Origin of the sequence: Comamonas sp. Y33R10-2, assembly GCF_019355935.1 — a bacterium.
Taxonomy (GTDB): domain Bacteria; phylum Pseudomonadota; class Gammaproteobacteria; order Burkholderiales; family Burkholderiaceae_C; genus Comamonas.
Map to the genome: position 1 here is coordinate 181742 of NZ_CP079925.1, position 18833 is coordinate 200574.

The following is an 18833-nucleotide window of genomic DNA, read 5'->3' on the forward strand; positions in this document are numbered from 1 at the left end:
GGCGGCCCTTGCTGACTGCGCCGCAGTCGAGGTGTGCCGGTTTTAAGAGGGATGTATCAGGGCGCACAAAAGCCTGTTCAGGCTATTGCCATGAACCAAGATCCGCATCCTTGCCCTCGCCGCCGGCTTTGCCGTCACCGCCAAAAGACATGATGTCGATGGGGGCCTTAATGCCGGGGTTGAGGTATTGATATGGATTGCCCCAGGGGTCATTGGGCAGCTTTTCCAGATAGGGCTTCCAGTTCTGGGGTGTAGGGCCCGAGGTGGGCTTGGCGACCAGTGCGCGCAGGCCTTGCTCGGCCGTGGGGTAGCGCTGGTTGTCTAAGCGGTAAAGCTTGAGTGCCTGATTGATATTGGCAATATCCGTCTTGGCGGCCGTCACGCGAGCATCGTCGGCGCGGTCCAGCACATTGGGCACGATGAGTGCAGCCAGCACACCAATGATGACCAGCACCACCATCAGCTCTATCAAGGTAAAACCTCGGTGCGCGGCGTGGCGGATAGCAGACAGTGAGTGGTGGTTGTTAGGTGTCATGTGGCTCTGTCCTCGAAACGCAATACGAGGCCATCATAATCGGCGCATGCGAACAAAATCTTTCAAATCTGTTAAGCGCATTCCCATGCCAGTCAAGCTAACTACCTTGCTGTTGTGGAGCGCTGCTGCAGCTGTCGTGGTGTTTTGGGGTCTAAAGTTCGCCGGTAATGCGAGTCAGTCGTTACCTTTTGTTTCCACTGCTCAGCCGGTGCAGGTCAATGCCCAAGCCATGGCCAAGGCTTTAGGGGCTATTGCTTTGCCTGCAACTGTGACTGCAGCGCCTGTGGCCAGTCGTTATTCGCTGCTAGGTGTCTTGGCTGGAAATGAGTCTGGCGGCGGCGCTGCCGTGATTGAAGTGGAAGGCCGGGGCAGCAAAGCAGTGCGGGTGGGCGAGGTGGTAGATGAGGGCCTCATCTTGCAATCTCTGTCGGTGCGTGAAGCCCATCTTGGCCCGGCCAACGGCCCTGCCAGCGTTGTGCTGCAATTGCCCAAGCCGCCCATTGCGGCATTTAACTGAGCTGCGGTTCACTGATCTGAATTTGCATCCACTTGCCGTAAGCCGGGGCAGGTGCCACCCATTCATGGCTTTGCGGTATTTGTGAGCCATGCTGCACCAGCCATTGCACGCAGCGGGCTACGCCGGCGTGGCAAATCCACACCACATGCGGGCTAGGGCTGCGGCGCGCATCTTGCAAGGCTTGTGACACGCGCTCGAGCATTTGCGCCAGAGACTCACCAGCTCCTGGGCGATGCTGTGCCAAGTCATGCGTCCAGACGCTGATGGCAGCCTGGCCAATGTCATCCCAGCGCTGGCCTTCCCAGTGGCCGAAATTGATCTCCAGCAGTCGTGAGTCAGGTTTTGAAATGAAATCTGGCTCTAGCCTTTGTAAATCATTGGCTAGTTGCTCACATCTTTGTAGTGGTGAGTGGCAAATTTGCACATTGCCTTTGAGCGGTAGCAATGCCTGATGAAGTGCTTGCGCCGCTTGCTCGGTGGCTTGAGCATCAGCGGTCACATCCAGCCTGCCGTAGCAGCGCTCTGTATCAATCAAGGGGCGAGCATGGCGCACCAGCCATAGCGTTTTCATCATCGTCTCAGAGTAAGTGGCGCAGGTAAATCGCGCTGCACAGTAGCAGCGCCAGTTCATTGAGTTGCTGGCAGGCACCGAGGCAATCGCCCGTAATGCCGCCAAGGCGTTGACGTAGCCAGCGCTGCAGCAGCCATGTCGTTATCAGCATGGCTGCTAAAAGGCTCAGTACCAAGGAGTAATGGGCAAACCAAGCCAGCAGGCCTAGTGCCGGCAGGCACCACAAAGCGCCCGTCAGCAAACCTTGCCAGTCCAATGGCTTGCCCGCCACGTGCAAAGTCTTGCTGCTGGCTGCAAGTCCAATATGCGGCAGCTTGTGCATTAGCACTAGCGGTGCATAGCGCGACAACACATGAATGCAGCACACCAGCATGAGGATGGGCGCCATGCCCCAAACGGGCTGCATGACGGAGATGAGTAAAGCGATTAGCGCTACTTTGGTGAGCAAAGCCATGATCAGCGTCATCACGCCATAGGCGCCAAGGCGTGAGTCCTTCATGATTTCCAGCGCTCGCTCAGGCGCTACAAAGCCGCCTAGGCCGTCAGCTACGTCGGCCAGTCCATCTTCATGAAAGCCGCCTGTGAGCCACAGCGTGCCTGCGGTGCTGATGAGTGCAGCCAGCAGTGGCGTCCACGGCGAGCCGGGCAGTAGCCACAGTGCCAAAGCCAGCAGTGCTGCAGCACACAAACCCACCAGCCAGCCCACGCCGGGCAGATGCGCGGCACTGGCGCGCTGCAGCTCTGGGCTCCAGCCCACCCAAGCCGCCAGCCGCCCGGTGACGGGGATGCGGCTGAAGAACTGAATGGCCAGAAGAAAGTGGCGCAGAGGCTGCATGAATATCAAAAAAGTGAGCTGCTAGTCCTTATATATAAAGGACTAGAGGCCAATTTATTTCAAAAACAACTGGTAGGCCGGATTACTGGTTTCTTCCACCCACGGGTAGCCTAGATTCTTCAAGAAGGTGTCGAACTTCTTGCTGTCCTTTGCCGGGACCTGCATACCGACCAAAATGCGGCCGTAATCCGCGCCTTGGTTGCGGTAGTGAAATAGTGAGATGTTCCAAGTCGGGGCCATCAGGCTGAGGAACTTGAACAGTGCACCGGGCCGCTCTGGGAAGACAAAGCGCAGCAAACGCTCTTCTTGTGCCAGCGGCGAATGGCCGCCCACCATGTGGCGCAAATGCTCTTTGGCCATTTCGTCAAAGGTCAGGTCGATGGCGTCAAAGCCATTCTTTTGAAAGTTCTTGCAGATCTTCTCGCTCTCGCCCTTGGTGGGGGTCGTCAGGCCCACAAACACATGGGCGCGGCTGTCGTGGCTGATGCGGTAGTTGAACTCGGTCACATTTCGCGGGCCGCCGGGCAGCTTTCCCACCACTTCGCAAAAATGTTTGAAGCTGCCGCGCTCTTCGGGAATGGTCACGGCAAACAGGGCTTCGCGCTCCTCGCCCACTTCGGCGCGCTCAGCCACAAAGCGCAGGCGGTCGAAGTTCATGTTGGCGCCGCACAGAATGGCGGCGTAAGTCTCGCCCTTGGTTTTGTGCTTGGCGACATATTGCTTGATAGCCGCCACTGCCAGTGCGCCCGAAGGCTCGACGATGGAGCGCGTGTCCACAAAGATGTCCTTGATGGCGGCGCAAACGGCATCGGTATCGACCACCACGTAGTCATCCACCAGGTTTTTGGCGATGCGGAAGGTTTCCTCGCCCACCAGCTTCACGGCGGTGCCGTCGGCAAACAGGCCCACATCAGCCAGCTCCACCCGTTCGCCTGCGCGCACGGATTGCAGCATGGCGTCCGAATCCTTGGTGTGCACGCCAATCACCTTGATGTCCGGTCGCACGGCCTTGATGTAGTTGGCTACGCCCGAGATCAGGCCGCCGCCGCCAATCGCCACAAACACTGCATCCAGGCGCTGGCTGCCCAGCTTTTGCAACTGGCGCAGCATTTCCATGGCGATGGTGCCTTGGCCGGCAATCACATCGGGGTCGTCAAAGGGGTGGACAAAGGTCAGCCCCTCGGTTTTTTGCAACTTGACCGAATGCTTGTACGCATCGGAATAGCTCTCACCCGCTAACACCACTTCACCACCGAGTGCGGCCACTGCGTCCACTTTCACCTGGGGCGTGGTGGTGGGCATCACGATCACAGCGCGGGAGCCGAGCTTTTTGGCGCTCATGGCCACGCCTTGGGCGTGGTTGCCAGCGCTGGCGCAGATTACGCCTTTTTGCAGTTGCTCCGTTGTCAGGTGAGCCATCTTGTTATAGGCCCCGCGCAACTTGAAGCTAAAGACCGGCTGCTGATCCTCGCGTTTGAGCAGCACCTTGTTGTGCAGGCGGCGGCTGAGGTTCTTGGCAATGTCCAGGTCTGATTCCACGGCCACGTCGTAGACGCGAGCATTGATGATGCGTGTCAGGTAATCGGCAGGGGTGAGGGCTTGAGTCATTGTGCAAATCAAAGGCGGAGCACCAAAGTCAGGGCAATCAGCCTGCCGGGTGCATAGAAGCCGACCATGATAGGCGCTTGCTTGCTGCGCTGCAGTATTCGCTCAAGAGGGGCGCCCTGTCGCCTGGAGTACATGCGCAAAGTCCAGACGAAAAAAAGCCCCTAGTCAGAAACTAGGGGCTGAATCCACCATTAGAGGAGGTGGAGGAGACAACTGGTGCGATGCAGATTAGGACTTTCCAGTAATCTGCAGTCTGCCTGCGGGTAAGACCTAGCAGGTAACGCTTGTTTGTATTGTATGAGATTTGTTTTTGTTGTGCAAAAGAATTCGGGTTTTTCTGGATTTGATGCAGAATTGCAACAGTTTCAAGAGGATGCACTAATGGAATGCACAGTTAGTTGGACAGGCGCAACCACCGGTATGCGCTCAGGAATGGGTTTTGTGGCGGAGACCGGCAGCGGTCATATAGTCAACATGGATGGCGCGCCGGATGAGAAGAATCCGGCCAACGGCGGCCGCAATCAGGCGCCGCGCCCTATGGAGATGCTGCTGGCAGGGGCCGGGGGGTGCTCAGCCTATGACGTGGTGCTGATTCTCAAGCGTGGTCGCCACGACGTGAAGGGTTGCAGCGTGCAACTGACATCTGAGCGCGCGGACACAGACCCCAAGGTGTTCACCAAAATTCATATGCAGTTCACCGTCAGTGGCAAAAACCTGCCCGAGACTGCGGTTGAGCGTGCGATTGCCATGAGTCATGATAAATATTGCTCAGCAACCATCATGCTAGGCCATACGGCTGTGATTACGACGGGCTTTGATCTGGTTGAAGCTTGAACGGCGCCTCGAAAAGCAGCGATCAGAAAACACAAACGGGCCTCAGCGGCCCGTTTTTTATGCTTTAAACCGCTTAAATGCGGTGTGCAGTGATGGTCATTACCTTGGCCGCAGCGCGCATCAGGCCTTGGGCCACGGGCGGTAGCTGCATGGCACCTTCGTCAATCGCCGCTGCCGCGTGGCGCTCTTCATCGTCCTTCATACGCTCCACCACAGTGCGAGATGCAAGATCTTCTTCGGGTAAGCGGCCTAGATGACTTTCCAGATGCGCTGCAACTTGATTTTCTGTCTCAACCACAAAGCCCAGACTGGTTGCATCGCTGATCTTGGCTGCAATCGTGCCAATTGCAAATGCGCCAGCGAACCATAGAGGGTTTAAGAGAGAAGGGCGGTCGCCAAGGGCATGCAAGCGTTCGCGCGTCCAAGCCAAGTGATCCATCTCTTCGCGTGCCGAATGCAGCAAGTGTTCGCGCAGCTTTGCATCCTTAGTCACCATGGCCTGCGCGTTGTAGAGCGCTTGCGCGCAGACCTCGCCCACATGGTTGACACGCATCAAGGCGGCAGACAGCTTGCGCTGCTCGTCGCTCAAATTAGCTTCGGCAATGCCGGTGGCTGGCGACGATTGCGCCGCTCTGGGGTCGGCAAACAAGGTGCGAAGCGCTGCATCTGCAGCAGTCAGAAATTGATCCATTGGGTGACTCGGTGCGGCGCTAGATGGCGCCAATGTGCGTAAGGTACACCAGAGTAGCTCTCCCGCTACTTGTGCTGGGGCAATACCAAGCACGAACCCTTAAGTGAGTACCCAATAGCGTGTGCCAAGGGTTTGTTGCAGTACCGCAACGAAAACAACCCGAATCCGAGCTTTTTGGGGGAATTCCTTTGCGCTGCTTGCGGGGGTCTGGTGCAATAGACCCAACTTCCCCACCAGGAGGTTGGCGCGGGAAACCGGTGGAGCTCGAGGCTTAAGTCTCTCTTACATAGAACCGGCGCCCTTCTAAACCTTGGAGTAACTCGTAATGAAAAAATCCCTGATTGCCTTGGCAGTGCTGGCCGCTTCCGGCGCCGCAATGGCTCAATCTTCCGTGACCCTGTACGGTATCGTTGACGCAAACGTTGGTTATGTGAACCACGCTGGCGCAAGCAACTCCAGCGCTTACGGCCTGGGCAACAGCGGCAACGCTACTAGCCGTCTGGGCTTCCGCGGTGTGGAAGACCTCGGCGGTGGTCTGAAGGCTAAGTTCACGCTGGAAGGCGGCCTGGGCAATGACGTCGGCGGCGGCTTTGACTTCAAGCGCGAATCCACTGTTGGTCTGGCTGGCGGTTTCGGTGAAGTGCGTCTGGGTCGTGAACTGACTCCTACTTTCCGCGCTATCAACAAGTACGACGTGTTTAACGCTGCTGGCGTTGGCCGTTACTTGGGCTTCCAAGACTGGGCTGCTACTGGTCAAACTGACGGCAATGCTGTTCGTGCCAGCAACATGATCACTTACGCTACTCCTAACTTCAGCGGTTTCAACGCTAGCGTTGCTTACGCTTTCGATGAAAAGGCAAGCACCATTGCTGGCGCTCCTAAGGCTGGCCGTTACGCCGGTGGTATGGTTGGCTATGACAACGGTCCTCTGAGCGTGACTGCTGCTTACGCAACACTGAAGACTGGCCTGTCGGGCGCTTCTGTTGATCGTGACACCTACTCTATCGGTGCTTCCTACGACTTCGGCGCTGCCAAGGTCACCGGTATGGCTAACCAGATCAAGTACAAGGCTGATGGCGCTTCTTCCTCGAAGATCAACACATACCTGATCGGTATGTCTGCTCCTGTGGGCGGCGTTGGCGAAGTGAAGGCTCAGTACGCTCTGTACGACCAAAAGGCTTTCAACACCAAGGCTCACCAGTTCTCCGTTGGTTATGTCCACAACCTGTCTAAGCGCACTGCTTTGTACGGTACCGTGGCTTACCTGAAGAACAAGGACGGTTCTGCCATGACTCTGGATGCAGCTGGCGCCTACGGCCAGTCCAACACTCTGGGTGGTATCGCTTCTGGCCAAAGCCAAGTCGGTACTCAAGTTGGTATCCGCCACGCTTTCTAATCAATTGCTGGTGTAAGCCAGTAACTGTTTAAAAGTCAAAAGAGCCTGTCGAAAGACAGGCTCTTTTTTTATGCTTTGAAGGTGAAGGGTAATTGCTGAGGGGTTTTTACCGCAGGGAAAGGCCTGTGTTGCTCTTGCGCCAAAGACTGCGCAGTTGGATGAAGAATTTTTAGAATGAAATTTCTTCCAACCGTGTATTCAATAAAAGAGAGGCAACACAATGGCGACTTCGTTTGTGAAAAAGACATTGGCTTTGGCGGTTCTGGGTTCTCTGGGCAGCTGGGCTTATGCACAGAGCAGCGTGCAGCTTTATGGCATTGTGGATGCGGCAGTCCGACACACTACTAACGAAGGTGCGAATAAAAGTGGTCTGACAAAGATGGTTGGCGGTGGTATGTCTGAAAGCCGTTGGGGTATTAATGTCAAAGAAGATTTGGGCGGTGGCCTTTCTGCCATCGCAAATTTAGAAAATCGCTTTGCAACTGATTCTGGCAACTCTAGCGCTGCTCAGCCTTATTTTGCACAGTCATGGGTAGGTTTGCGAAGCAGCAGCTTTGGCCAGATCACCATGGGTCGCCAGTACAACATGTTGTTCGATTTGGTGACGTCTACTTATGCGTCGTTTCCATACTCGCCATATATGGACGCATACAAGCCTGAAATTGGCATGGCCATGGGAGCTCGCTCCAATAACATGCTGAAATACACGGCAGAATTTGGACCAGTCCGCGGTAGCCTACAATATTCTTTTGATGAGGGAGATACATTCGCTAAGCGAGGTGCATTTACACCCGGGCTGAGTACAGGTCTCAAGACGGCAGGTGGTTACCTGCGCTATTCGCAAAGTGGTATCTCTGCAGGGGTAGGTTATTTAAGTACTACCCTTCCTGGCGGGACCAAAGTGGATGCATGGACTCTGGGCGGATCCTACAGAATGGGTGATCTGTATTTGATGACAGGCTATGCTCAGAATAAGCGAAAAGATAACAGTGGTGCGCCTGCGTTATACCAAGGTACTGATATTGCTGTTTTGAATAATTTCTGGACCGGCAGCTCTAATGGCGGATTTGTTGGTGGAAGCTCGCCACTGAATGCGGCTAATAAGCGCGAAATGATTAAGGTTGGTTTTGGCTATCAGGTGACACCGCAGTTTAATGCAGGCCTGCATTACTACCATGCCAAACAAAGTGGATCGAATGGCGGGAATTTCAACGGTAAGGCAGATTTCATTGTCGCTGTTGCAGACTATGCATTCTCCAAACGTACGGATGCCTATTTTGCCGTTGATCACACTAAAACCAAGGGTGGAGCCGGTGTAGTTCTGGATGGAACCAATGGCGCTACCAAACGCACAGGTATCACGGTGGGGCTGCGTCATCGTTTCTAATCATCGATTCATCTAAAAAAGCCAGCCAAATAATTTGGCTGGCTTTTTTATGACCCGAGAAACCTGTGCATATCAGACAGGCGCAAAAAAGGCCGCAAAAGCGGCCTTTTTGTTTGCGGAACTGAGTGGCTGAAGCCACTCAATCGCAGCTTGGCAATTACATGCCCATGCCGCCCATGCCGCCCATGCCGCCCATGCCGCCCATATCAGGAGCGCCGCCGCCGTCAGCCTTAGGGGCTTCAGCAATCATGCACTCTGTAGTCAGCAGCAGGGAGGCCACGGATGCAGCGTTCTGCAGAGCAGTACGTGTCACCTTGGTGGGGTCCAGAATACCCATTTCCAACATGTCGCCGTAGGTGTCGTTTGCAGCGTTGAAGCCGAAAGTGCCTTGGCCCTTCAGAACTTCGTTCACCACTACCGATGGCTCGCCACCGGCGTTAGCCACGATTTCGCGCAGAGGCGCTTCCACAGCGGCCAGCACCAGCTTGATACCAGCGTCTTGCTCGACGTTGCCAGTGGTCAAAGAGCCCACAGCTTGCTTGGCGCGCAGCAGAGCCACGCCGCCGCCGGCCACGATGCCTTCTTCCACAGCAGCGCGAGTAGCGTGCAGGGCGTCTTCAACGCGGGCCTTCTTTTCCTTCATTTCGACTTCGGTGGCAGCGCCAACCTTGATCACGGCAACACCGCCGGCCAGCTTGGCCACGCGCTCTTGCAGCTTTTCACGGTCGTAGTCGGAAGTAGCTTCTTCGATCTGAGCGCGGATTTGCTTGACGCGGGCTTCGATTTCAGCAGCTTGGCCAGCACCGTCGATGATGGTGGTGTTTTCCTTGCCGATTTCGACGCGCTGAGCTTGGCCCAGATCTTCCAGAGTGACCTTGTCCAGAGCCAGGCCCACTTCTTCAGCGATGACCTTGCCGCCAGTCAGGATGGCGATGTCTTCCAGCATGGCCTTGCGACGATCGCCAAAGCCAGGAGCCTTCACAGCCACAACCTTCAGGATGCCGCGGATGGTGTTCACCACCAAAGTTGCCAGGGCTTCGCCTTCAACATCTTCAGCAATGATCAGCAGGGGACGGCCAGCCTTGGCAACTTGCTCCAGTGTCGGCAGCAGGTCACGGATGTTGCTGATCTTCTTGTCGAACAGCAGCACGAAGGGGTTGTCCAGAACAGCGGCTTGCTTTTCTGGGTTGTTGATGAAGTAGGGCGACAGGTAGCCGCGGTCGAACTGCATGCCTTCAACGACGTCGAGTTCGTTGTCCAGGGACTTGCCTTCTTCAACGGTGATCACGCCTTCCTTGCCGACCTTGTCCATCGCGTCAGCGATGATCTTGCCGATGGATTCGTCGGAGTTGGCGGAGATGGAGCCAACTTGAGCGATTTCCTTGGAAGTAGTGGTGGCCTTGGATTGCTTCTTCAGCTCTTCCACCAGTGCGGCGACAGCCTTGTCGATACCGCGCTTCAGGTCCATGGGGTTCAGGCCAGCAGCAACGTACTTGGAGCCTTCACGCACAATGGCTTGAGCCAGCACGGTAGCAGTAGTTGTACCGTCACCAGCGATGTCGTTGGTCTTGGAGGCCACTTCCTTCACGAGCTGAGCGCCCATGTTCTGCAGCTTGTCCTTGAGTTCGATTTCCTTGGCCACGGACACACCGTCCTTGGTCACGGTAGGGGCGCCGAACGAGCGCTCCAGCACCACGTTGCGACCCTTAGGGCCCAGAGTGACCTTGACTGCGTTAGCCAAGATGTTCACGCCTTCAACCATGCGTGCGCGGGCTTCACCACCGAAAACTACGTCTTTTGCTGCCATTTTTGGCTCCTAAAAATTTGAGATCAAATCGCTTTCAAGTCCAATGAATATGAGGACTTGCAGCTATGAAATTTGGTTTTTTGGACGAAGGGGGAGAATTACTTCTCGACGACTGCGAACAGGTCGTCTTCCTTCATCACCAGCAGCTCGTCGCCATCAACCTTGACGGTTTGGCCAGAGTACTTGCCGAACAGAACGCGGTCGCCGACCTTCACGTTCAGAGCGATTTGTTCGCCCTTGTCGTTACGCTTGCCGGGACCCACTGCCAGCACTTCGCCTTGGTCAGGCTTCTCGGCAGCGTTGTCGGGGATATAGATGCCCGATGCTGTCTTAGTTTCGTTTTCGAGGCGCTTGACGATCACACGATCGTGCAGGGGACGCAGGTTCATAGCAACTCCTAAATACATCAACAAAGTTGAAACAAGACTTGCCAGCCCTCATGGCTGACATTCGGAATAGTTAGGGGCAAGTTGTTAGCACTCAACCCCTTCGAGTGCTAATAATACGGCAAATCGTCGCATTTTCAAGCCCTGTCTTGATGGCTGAAAGGGAAATGCACTTGGTCAAGGGTTAGTACCCGCGATATGTAACTTTACTTACAAATAGGCCCGAGTCTTGCTGCGCTGCAGCATGCCTCAAAAAAAACATATTTCATTGGCCCAGTACGCGCAAGACACGCTGCAGATAGACAGCTTCATTGCCCACATGCGCCAAGTGGCGCGATGTGAAAGTTCGCTGCAAGAGTTGAGCCTGATGTGGCGGCTCATCGAGTCATCCGCCAAGATGAATTGCCCGCAGGAGGCACAGGCTTTGCTGCCCATGATGGCTGCGACGCGCACAGGCTTTGAACAGTTAGAGCAGGACTTGGTGCAGTCCATGGTGGCGCAGGCGGTTGAGGGCGTAAGCCGCGGCTTGCACAGCCAAGCCCAGCACCTGATGGATACGCTGGTACGCAATCTGTATGAGCGAACCGCTGATGTGGGCTTTTTAGCGACGGATGTTTTGCTTTGTCGCTTTATGGCGGGGCTGGATGGACATGCTCCTGCCGATAAAGAACAGATCACCCAGCGCCTGCGGGCCTACCGCAGCAAGTACACGGTGTATCAAGAGGTGCTGCTGCTCGATTGCGAGGGTCATGTGCAGGCGAGCACACAGGGGACGCGAGCAGAAAATAGTGCAGCAAGTAGGCTATGCCGCGATCCACTGATTGCGCAGGCGCTGCAAAGCCAAAGCTTTGTGCAGGTATTTGGTGCGACTGATTTGCTGCCCAATCAGCCCAGCGGGCTGATTTATGCACACCGCATGCTGCATCCCGTCACCCAGCAGCCCGTGGGTGTGCTGTGCCTGTGTTTTGATTTTGAAGGCGAGATGCAGGGGCTGTGGGATGAGCGTGCCTCAGCCGGGGGTGATGAGGCTGATACCAGTATTGCCCTGCTGCTGGATGCGCAGGGTCAGGTGCTGGCCAGTAGCGATAGGCATTGGATTGGCGTAGGTCTGCAGTTGAAGCCTCACAAAAATGGTGCAAACCCGCTTTTGACGCATGGGGGGCGCACTTATTTGGTGCAGTCCGAGGTGCCCGCCGGCTATCAAGGCTATATGGGCCCGCAGGGCTGGCGTGCGCAAATGATGGTGCCTATCGAGTTGGCTTTTGGAACACAGGGGAGCAGCGCTTTGCAGGGTGTAGATGCTGTGGTGGCCCAAGGCTTGCTGGCCCATGCCCATCGATTTTGCCCACCATTACATGCCATTTCTAGTGCGGCAGACACCATCAGGCGAGTGGTCTGGAACGGGCAAGCCATGTCTGCTGGCAAGCAAGCGGACAACACCCGGCTACAGGCCGTGCTGGAGCAAATTGGCGAGACAGGCGCTCGCACCAACGAGGTGTTTACCCAGTCCATTCGCTCCCTCTACAGCACGGTGCTGGCGACGGCGCTGCGCGATAACAGCTTGCTGACCCGTCTGCTGGTGGGTTTGCTGGACCGCAATCTCTACGAGCGCGCCAATGATTGCCGCTGGTGGGCCTTGACGCCGCAATTGCCCGCCTTGTTGCAAGCCTTGAAGTTAGGCAAAGCCACCGAAGGCATGAGCGCCGAGGCGTGCGAGTTACTCACCGCCATTCATGCGCTTTACACGGTCTATCAGCAGATCGTGGTGTACGACGCTCACGGAAAAATTGTGGCGGCAAGCTTAGCGGGCGGTGCGCAAGATGATCTGATAGGCCACTTTGTCGAGCGAGAGACTTTGCTCAAAGTGCAAGCCTTGCAAGGAGCGCAGGCCTATTACGTCTCGCCGTGGAGCCCTTCTGATTTGCAGGCGACTGGCGAGCCGACCTATGTTTATCACGCAGCCATTCGCTCTTGTACGGGCGAGGTGCTGGGCGGTATTGGACTCATCTTCCATGCGCAGCGCGAGTTTGAAGCCATGCTGCAAGGTGTGCTGGGTACGCAGGCTGATAAGAGGGATACGAGCGATTTGCCTGCTGGCGGTGCTGGAGCGAGTCGGCAGGTGGCCTTCTTCAATCGCTCAGGCGTCGTGATGTCCTCATCGTCAGCGCAAATCTTGCCGGGCTCGGTGCTGGATTTGCCTGCCGATATGCTGACTTTGTCGGCCGGCCAGAGTCTTGCGCGGGCCATGGCGTATCAAGGCCAATACTGCGTGGTGGCGGTGACGGCAGGCAGCGGCTACCGTGAATTCAAGCGTAGCGATGGCTATGAGGAGGAGGTGCTAGCCCTTTCCGTGCAGGCCTTCGGGCCGGTGCAGGACGATGCCCAAGCTGCAGTCTGGCGCCGCAGCACCCGTGTGCAAAGCCTGCCGTCGGCTATGCCAACAACGGGGGAAAACATGGAAATGGCGACGTTCTTTGTGGGCAACAGCGTGCTGGCCGTAGACGCAGCCTGTGTGCTGGAGGCACAAAGCGCAGCCGACATTGCCCCCGTATCCGCCGGTCGCTTGCCGCACTGCGTTGGCACTCTTGCAAGGCGTAGCCAAGGTGTGGTGGCTGGCTATGTCTGGGTGTTTGATCTGAGCACTTTGCTTTATGGCAAACCCCTGCTCAGAAGCGCGCAAAGTCAAGTGATTGTGCTGGAGCACCAAGGGCTGAGGCTGGGCTTGCTGGTCAGCGATCTGGAAGGCGTCGTCAGACTGCAAGCGGGGCAAATGCGCAGAGCGCCTGCATTGGCGCACATGCGTGAGTCACTGGTGGAGAGCTTGATTCAAGCCAACGACGGTGATTTGCTCATTCAGTGCCTGAACGTGGCGGCCTTGGTGGCGATGCTCAAGGCGCCCGCTCAGGTGGGCGTTACTTACTGAACCGGAAAGGGATTGTTTTCGTCCAGCGGTGCGCTGTAGTACTGGATGGCTGACTCCGTCTTGATCTCGTACTGGCTGCGGTCCTTGCCGTCAATCCACTTTGGCGGCTTGCCGCGGCCAGTCCAGCTAGCGCCGCTTTCGGGGTCGTAGTACTTGGCTTCTACCTTCTTTTTCTCTTCAGGCTTCCACGGGAAGACTTGCTGAGAAGTGAAACCGAAAGTCTCAATTAATTGCTTGATGGTGACCAAAGCCTCTTTGGCTTCGATGTCGCGCATTTCTTCAATACGTTTGTCAAGTTCGCTTTTGCGGGCGATGAGTTCTTTGTAGCTGGGCATCAAGAGATTCCGATGAGTGTGAAGGCCAGCTTTATTGCCGCCTAATTATTTTTATTAAAGCCCCATATTTTGACGCAAGCTGTTACCTCTTACCTTGGTGAAGTTGCGTACTCCTTAACAGCCAAGGGAATGCACGCCAGTTGGTGGGTGGCGCGCATCAATGTGCATGCTTTTACGCGGCTTCGTTGACGGTTTTTGTGCCGCTTGCAAGGGCTTGCAGGGCACCCCCTGTCATGCGGTAGCGAATCCACTCCGTTTGCGGCAGGGCGCCCAAGCTGTCGTAGAACTTCAGCGAGGGCGTGTTCCAGTCCAGACAGCTCCATTCAAAGCGGCCACAGTCTTTGGCAATGGCGATTTGCGCCAAGTGCTGCAACAGCGCTTTGCCAGCACCGTGACCACGAGCGTCGGGGGTGATGTAAAGGTCTTCCAAATACAAGCCGTGCTGGCCTTGCCAAGTGGAGTAATTGAAGAAATACACAGCAAAGCCCACCGCTTTGCCATCGACTTCACAGATCAGGCCAAAGACGGCTGGGTGCTCGCAAAACAGGGTGCGGCGTACATGCTCAGGCGTGGCCTTGGCTTCGTCTTCGGCTTTTTCGTAAATGGCCAGCTCTCGCACAAAGAACAAGATGAGGTCTATGTCTTGCTCGGTGGCGGGGCGGATGTTCAAAGTGCTCATGATTGTTTTTAAAGAAAATAGGGCTCTAGTCTTTATTGAGTAAAGACTTGTAGTTATGAATTTTTCGCTCTAAGCGTTTTAAGCGAGTTGCCGAGCCGGCTGCTCACCGTGCAAAAGCGAAATGGGAAGGAACTGGCAGAGGATCTTGAAGTGGTCTTCAAAAAAGCTCGCCTCCATCTGTGCCAAGTTTGCAATCGGCACCCAGCGTGCAAGGGCTGCATCGTCTGCGCCTTGCACGGGCGGCAGGGCTGGCTGCATGCCTAAATCCAAATAATGCACATGGGTGATGGTGCGCCCGCGCAGGCTGCGGTCAGGGTGATCAAAGACTTGCACGGCTTGCAAGGCGGCCAGCAGATCGGCTTCGCTGATGGTGGAGCAAGTCTCCTCGCGCAGCTCGCGCAGGCAAGACTGCCACAGGCTGTCGCGCTGCTCTAAAAAGCCGCCGGGCAAGGCCCATTGGCCCACACCGGGCGCATGGCCGCGCTGAATGAGCAGCACATGGTCTTGGCCCTTGGCATGACAGCGCAGCAGCGCATCTACCGTCACAAACATGGGCGGGTAAGGCGCTTTGGCCCAAGCTTCTTTGTAGCTTTTCAGCATGTGCCACTCTTTTTGCAGGCGCACATATTCAGGCGTTTGTGCCCAGTGCTGCAAAAATCTCAGCGTGCTCTGAGGCATTTGGGTAGAGAGCTTGCCTAGGGTGGCGCTCAAGGCCTCTGCCGACGCGCTGTCTTCGCCAAAAAGAATGTCGCGCAGTGGCGTGGCATCAAACTGGCCCAGACGTGGCAGGCTGATCAGCTCCCAGCCGGGAAAGCGGGCCAGATAGCTACTGCTGGAGTCTTTGAAGTGGCCCACCAGCGCCACGCTGGCGCCTTCTGGCACATGCGCCTGCACGGCGCTGCGCACGGCGTTGACCCACAGCGGCTCGTTGTAATAGTCGCGCACGGGCACGCACTGCACGCGTGCAGCGTCCTCTTTTGATAGCGCGTTGCGCAGCATCTGCGCACGCTCTTGCCAGCTAAAGGGGTTTTTGGGGTTGGGAGCTTGCCAGGCGCTGCCCAGCACCACGACCACCTGGCGTGCGCGCTGCAATGCGGCGTGCAGCAGCGCCATATGGCCGTTGTGCAGGGGCTGAAAACGACCAATCAGCACGGCGGTGTGCAGGGGCATCGATGTGGGTAGCGTCTCTGGCGAGGCAGAAGTAATGTGCTTGCTGGCGGTGTAGGAACTGGCTTGAGGCATGAGAGCGAAACCCGTACAGAAATCAGCGCCCGGTGGGGCATATTGCTCAAAAGAGACTCCAGTCCACGGAATATATGGACTGGATGCTCACTTTTTACGTAACTCTTACTCGTAGTGTGCCGCAATTGGCATTTGCCGGCCGGTACCAAAGGCGCGAGGGCGCACGCGCAGCATGGGCGGGGCTTGCCTGCGCTTGTACTCGCTGCGAAACACTAGCTTTTGCACGCGCGCAATGATCTCAGGCCCGCCGGTCTGGGTGCGCAGTTTTTCCACAAAGGCTGCGGCATGGGCGTACTCCTTGCTGGACAGATGCTGGCCCTCGATATGCCACTTGAGGATTTCGTCCAGCACGGCATAAGGCGGCAGGCTGTCTTCGTCCTTTTGGCCCGGTGCCAGTTCGGCCGAGGGCGGTTTGTCGATGATGACCTGCGGAATCAGCTCACGGCCCGCATGTGCATTGATGTGGCGCGACAGCTCAAAGACCTCGGTCTTGTACAGATCGCCCAGCAGACCCAGGCCGCCATTGGTGTCGCCATACAGCGTGCAGTAGCCCACAGACACTTCGGATTTGTTGCCCGTGGTCAGCAGCAGGTGGCCAAAGGCGTTGCTGAACTCCATCAGCGTGGTGCCGCGAGTGCGGGCCTGCAGATTCTCCAGAGCCAGGCCCTTGAGCGGCTCGCCAAAGCTGGCCTCAAACTGGCGGGCATAGGTGGTGACCAACTCTTTAATCGGGTGCTCGTAGAGCTTGATGCCCAGATTGCGACACAGATCCACCGAGTCATCCACCGAGCCGGCCGACGAATAGCTCGACGGCATGGTGATGCCGACCACGTTGTCAGCGCCCAGCGCATCCACGGCCAAAGCCAGCGTCAGTGCCGAATCAATACCGCCGGAGCTGCCCACCACCACCTGCTTGAAGCCGCAGCGCCGCGCATAGTCGCGCAGACCCAGTACGATTTGCTGGCGGTAGAACTCCATGGTGGGCAGACCCTGTGTGGGTACGGCATGCAGGGCCGATCCATTCAGAGACTTGAAGTGGCCGTCATCGCTCAGCTCCAGTGTGTAAATGTCTTCCTCAAAACGCTTGGCCTCGAACACCACACCGGCTTCGGGCTCCACCACGAAGGAGGCACCGTCAAACACGATCTGGTCCTGCCCGCCAATCTGGTTCACATAAAGAATTGACAGCTTGTGCCGCGCCGCTGCTTGGGTGAAGACCTCATGGCGCTGCTCGCGCTTTCCCAGGTGGCTGGGGCTGGCGTTGATGCTGACCACCATGTCGGGCGCAGCGTCTCCCATGCGTGAAAACGGGTTGGTAGCGTAGTCCGCGCCTTCGTCGTTCCAGCCGTCTTCGCAGACCAGAAAGCCTACCTGGCAGTTGCCCACGCGCAGCACCTTGGCGGTGTCGGCGCCTGGCTCAAAGTGGCGGCGCTCGTCAAAAATGTTGTAGGTGGGCAGCAGTTGCTTGTCGTACTGCAGGCGAATCTGCCCGTCTTTGAGCACCAGCAGGCTGTTGTGCAGCGGCTTGCCGGGGCCTTGGTGGCGCGTGGGGGCACCCACCACCCAGTGCAGATCAGGGTGCTGGCGCGTGGCGGCCAGCAAGTCCTGCAGACCGGCATCCAGCCGCTGCAGAAAACTGGGCTCGTCCAGCATGTCGCCGGGGTAGTAGCCCGACAGCGACAGCTCGGAGAAGACTACCAAATCAGCCTGATCGGCTGCCGCCTTGGCAGCAGCTTCGCTCATGCGGCGGATATTGCCCTGAATGTCGCCTACGGTGTAATTAAGCTGGGCGAGGGTGACTTTCAACATGGCTTTCTCCTGTAAGTCAGACGTTTCAAGCCTTTTTGGCCGCGGGTTCCGCAATGCTGAAAACCTGGCGCAGATAGGCCAGATAGGTCTCATCGTTGCACAGCGTCTTGCCGGGCGAGTCTGAAATTTTGGCCACGGGCTGGCCGTTGGCGTGGGTTAACTTCATCACGATGTTGATGGTGGTCAGGCCCATATCGTTGGTCAGGCGCGTGCCCACACCAAAGCCGCACTGAATGCGATCGGCAAAGCGGTGGTACAGGGCGAGAGCCATGTCCAAGTCCAGCCCGTCTGAGAAGACCAGGCGCTTGCTTTGGGGTGGAATGCGCAGCTTTTCATAGTGGGCGATGGCTTTTTCACCCCACTCAAACGGGTCCCCTGAGTCGTGGCGCAGGCCGTCGAATAGCTTGGCAAAGTACAGGTCGAAGTCGGCCAGAAATGCGTCCATGCCCACGGTATCGGTCAGGGCGATACCGAGGTCGCCCCGGTACTCTTGCACCCAGTCTTCCAACGCTGCGACTTGGAAGTCGCGCAGGCGCACGCCCAGTGCTTGGTAGGTTTGCAGATATTCGTGCGCCATGGTGCCAATGGGCACCAAATTCATGTCGCGTGCCATCAGCACATTGGATGTGCCCCTGAACCACTGCGAAGTCTCTTGCGCAAAGGCTTGCACCACCTCGCGCTGCCAAGCGCCGGAGAAGCGCCGGCGCACGCCAAAGTCAAACAGCTCAAAGGGGTTGCGCAGCGTGGCTTCCTCGGCCAAGTGCTTGAGTTGTTCGATTTTGTGGGCCAGCCGCTTGCGGCCTTCGGTGATGGCCGCTTGCTCATCAAAGCGGCGAAAATACAGCTCGTTGACGATGGACAGCACGTAAATCTCAAAGCCCATCACGTGGACCTGCGGGCCGCGCGCCTCGATGTGCAGGGTGTCGCCATCGGCCCAGGCTTTGATGAAGGAGCGCTGCAGCTGAAAGATGCGCAAAAAGTCGATGAAGTCGCTTTTGATGAAACGCAGGCTAGCCAGGTAATCTAAGTCGTCTTTGCCAAAGCGCAGGCTGCAAAGCGCATCCAACTCTCGCTCTACTTCGGGCAGCAAATCGGTCAACGGAAAGGCCGTGGGCGTGCGGCAGACAAACTCATACACCGCCTCGGTTTGAGGGTGGCGGTGCAGCATGGCCTGCCACATGGTGAACTTGTAGAGGTCGGTGTCCAGCAGGTTGGTGATGATTGGCTGCATGCTGTTCTTCTTGTCAAAAATGTGAGCTGCTAGTGCTTATTAAATAA

General features: G+C 56.8%; 17 protein-coding genes. 5 read left to right on the forward strand and 12 right to left on the reverse strand.

From position 1 onward, the window contains the following. Window positions 1-82: 82 nt before the first annotated feature. Window positions 83-535: a type II secretion system major pseudopilin GspG gene (gene gspG, locus KUF54_RS00710; RefSeq protein ID WP_219344332.1), complete on the reverse strand. Its 453-nt coding sequence runs from the start codon at window positions 533-535 to the stop codon at window positions 83-85. A gap of 46 nt (window positions 536-581) precedes the next feature. Here gspG and KUF54_RS00715 point away from each other — a divergent pair, with 46 nt between their 5' ends. Further along, on the forward strand, window positions 582-1052 hold the full coding sequence (locus KUF54_RS00715) for a general secretion pathway protein C (protein ID WP_219344334.1): 471 nt from the start codon (window positions 582-584) through the stop codon (window positions 1050-1052). Here KUF54_RS00715 and KUF54_RS00720 read toward each other — a convergent pair. Genes KUF54_RS00720 through ilvA form a run of 3 tightly spaced genes read right to left on the reverse strand, consistent with a single transcriptional unit; the run spans window position 1045 to window position 4066 of the window. After that, window positions 1045-1623: a histidine phosphatase family protein gene (locus KUF54_RS00720; RefSeq protein ID WP_219346213.1), complete on the reverse strand. Its 579-nt coding sequence runs from the start codon at window positions 1621-1623 to the stop codon at window positions 1045-1047. The genes KUF54_RS00715 and KUF54_RS00720 overlap by 8 nt on opposite strands. A gap of 7 nt (window positions 1624-1630) precedes the next feature. Further along, complete coding sequence (locus tag KUF54_RS00725) at window positions 1631-2458, reverse strand: adenosylcobinamide-GDP ribazoletransferase (protein WP_219344336.1); 828 nt, start codon at window positions 2456-2458, stop codon at window positions 1631-1633. Window positions 2459-2512: 54 nt separating this feature from the next. Beyond that, window positions 2513-4066, reverse strand: coding sequence for a threonine ammonia-lyase, biosynthetic (gene ilvA / locus KUF54_RS00730; RefSeq protein WP_219344338.1), 1554 nt, complete (start codon window positions 4064-4066; stop codon window positions 2513-2515). 381 nt (window positions 4067-4447) lie between these two features. Here ilvA and KUF54_RS00735 point away from each other — a divergent pair, with 381 nt between their 5' ends. After that, a complete protein-coding gene (locus tag KUF54_RS00735) occupies window positions 4448-4900 on the forward strand; it encodes an OsmC family protein (RefSeq protein WP_219344340.1) in 453 nt (150 codons plus the stop codon). Window positions 4901-4973: 73 nt separating this feature from the next. Here KUF54_RS00735 and coq7 read toward each other — a convergent pair whose 3' ends face one another. Next, the gene (coq7, locus tag KUF54_RS00740; protein WP_219344342.1) at window positions 4974-5591 is read right to left on the reverse strand and encodes a 2-polyprenyl-3-methyl-6-methoxy-1,4-benzoquinone monooxygenase; all 618 of its coding nucleotides are present in this window, start codon (window positions 5589-5591) and stop codon (window positions 4974-4976) included. A gap of 325 nt (window positions 5592-5916) precedes the next feature. Between coq7 and KUF54_RS00745 the strand changes: the two genes are divergently transcribed. Both KUF54_RS00745 and KUF54_RS00750 read left to right on the forward strand, forming a co-directional pair. Beyond that, complete coding sequence (locus KUF54_RS00745) at window positions 5917-6987, forward strand: porin (protein ID WP_219344344.1); 1071 nt, start codon at window positions 5917-5919, stop codon at window positions 6985-6987. Window positions 6988-7207: 220 nt separating this feature from the next. Further along, window positions 7208-8374, forward strand: coding sequence for a porin (locus KUF54_RS00750; RefSeq protein ID WP_219344346.1), 1167 nt, complete (start codon window positions 7208-7210; stop codon window positions 8372-8374). 157 nt (window positions 8375-8531) lie between these two features. Here KUF54_RS00750 and groL read toward each other — a convergent pair whose 3' ends face one another. Together groL and groES are read right to left on the reverse strand one after the other, a co-directional pair. Then, window positions 8532-10181, reverse strand: coding sequence for a chaperonin GroEL (gene groL, locus KUF54_RS00755; protein WP_219344348.1), 1650 nt, complete (start codon window positions 10179-10181; stop codon window positions 8532-8534). Between the two features lie 98 nt (window positions 10182-10279). After that, window positions 10280-10570, reverse strand: a complete 291-nt coding sequence (gene groES, locus KUF54_RS00760) for a co-chaperone GroES (protein WP_099738785.1) — start codon at window positions 10568-10570, stop codon at window positions 10280-10282. A 241-nt stretch (window positions 10571-10811) separates the two neighbouring features. Here groES and KUF54_RS00765 point away from each other — a divergent pair, with 241 nt between their 5' ends. Continuing rightward, window positions 10812-13490 (forward strand): chemotaxis protein CheW, encoded by a 2679-nt coding sequence (locus KUF54_RS00765; RefSeq protein ID WP_255576206.1) that lies wholly within the window; start codon window positions 10812-10814, stop codon window positions 13488-13490. Here KUF54_RS00765 and KUF54_RS00770 read toward each other — a convergent pair. The 5 genes from KUF54_RS00770 to pncB all read right to left on the reverse strand — a co-directional run bounded on the left by KUF54_RS00770 (window position 13484) and on the right by pncB (window position 18786). After that, the gene (locus KUF54_RS00770; protein WP_219344350.1) at window positions 13484-13825 is read right to left on the reverse strand and encodes an H-NS family nucleoid-associated regulatory protein; all 342 of its coding nucleotides are present in this window, start codon (window positions 13823-13825) and stop codon (window positions 13484-13486) included. The genes KUF54_RS00765 and KUF54_RS00770 overlap by 7 nt on opposite strands. 172 nt (window positions 13826-13997) lie before the next feature. Beyond that, on the reverse strand, window positions 13998-14504 hold the full coding sequence (locus KUF54_RS00775; protein WP_219344352.1) for a GNAT family N-acetyltransferase: 507 nt from the start codon (window positions 14502-14504) through the stop codon (window positions 13998-14000). A 78-nt stretch (window positions 14505-14582) separates the two neighbouring features. Beyond that, window positions 14583-15746 (reverse strand): bifunctional nicotinamide-nucleotide adenylyltransferase/Nudix hydroxylase, encoded by a 1164-nt coding sequence (locus tag KUF54_RS00780; protein ID WP_219344354.1) that lies wholly within the window; start codon window positions 15744-15746, stop codon window positions 14583-14585. 105 nt (window positions 15747-15851) lie between these two features. Further along, the gene (locus KUF54_RS00785) at window positions 15852-17555 is read right to left on the reverse strand and encodes an NAD+ synthase (protein ID WP_219344356.1); all 1704 of its coding nucleotides are present in this window, start codon (window positions 17553-17555) and stop codon (window positions 15852-15854) included. A 25-nt stretch (window positions 17556-17580) separates the two neighbouring features. Then, window positions 17581-18786 (reverse strand): nicotinate phosphoribosyltransferase, encoded by a 1206-nt coding sequence (pncB, locus tag KUF54_RS00790; protein ID WP_219344358.1) that lies wholly within the window; start codon window positions 18784-18786, stop codon window positions 17581-17583. Window positions 18787-18833 lie beyond the last annotated feature (47 nt).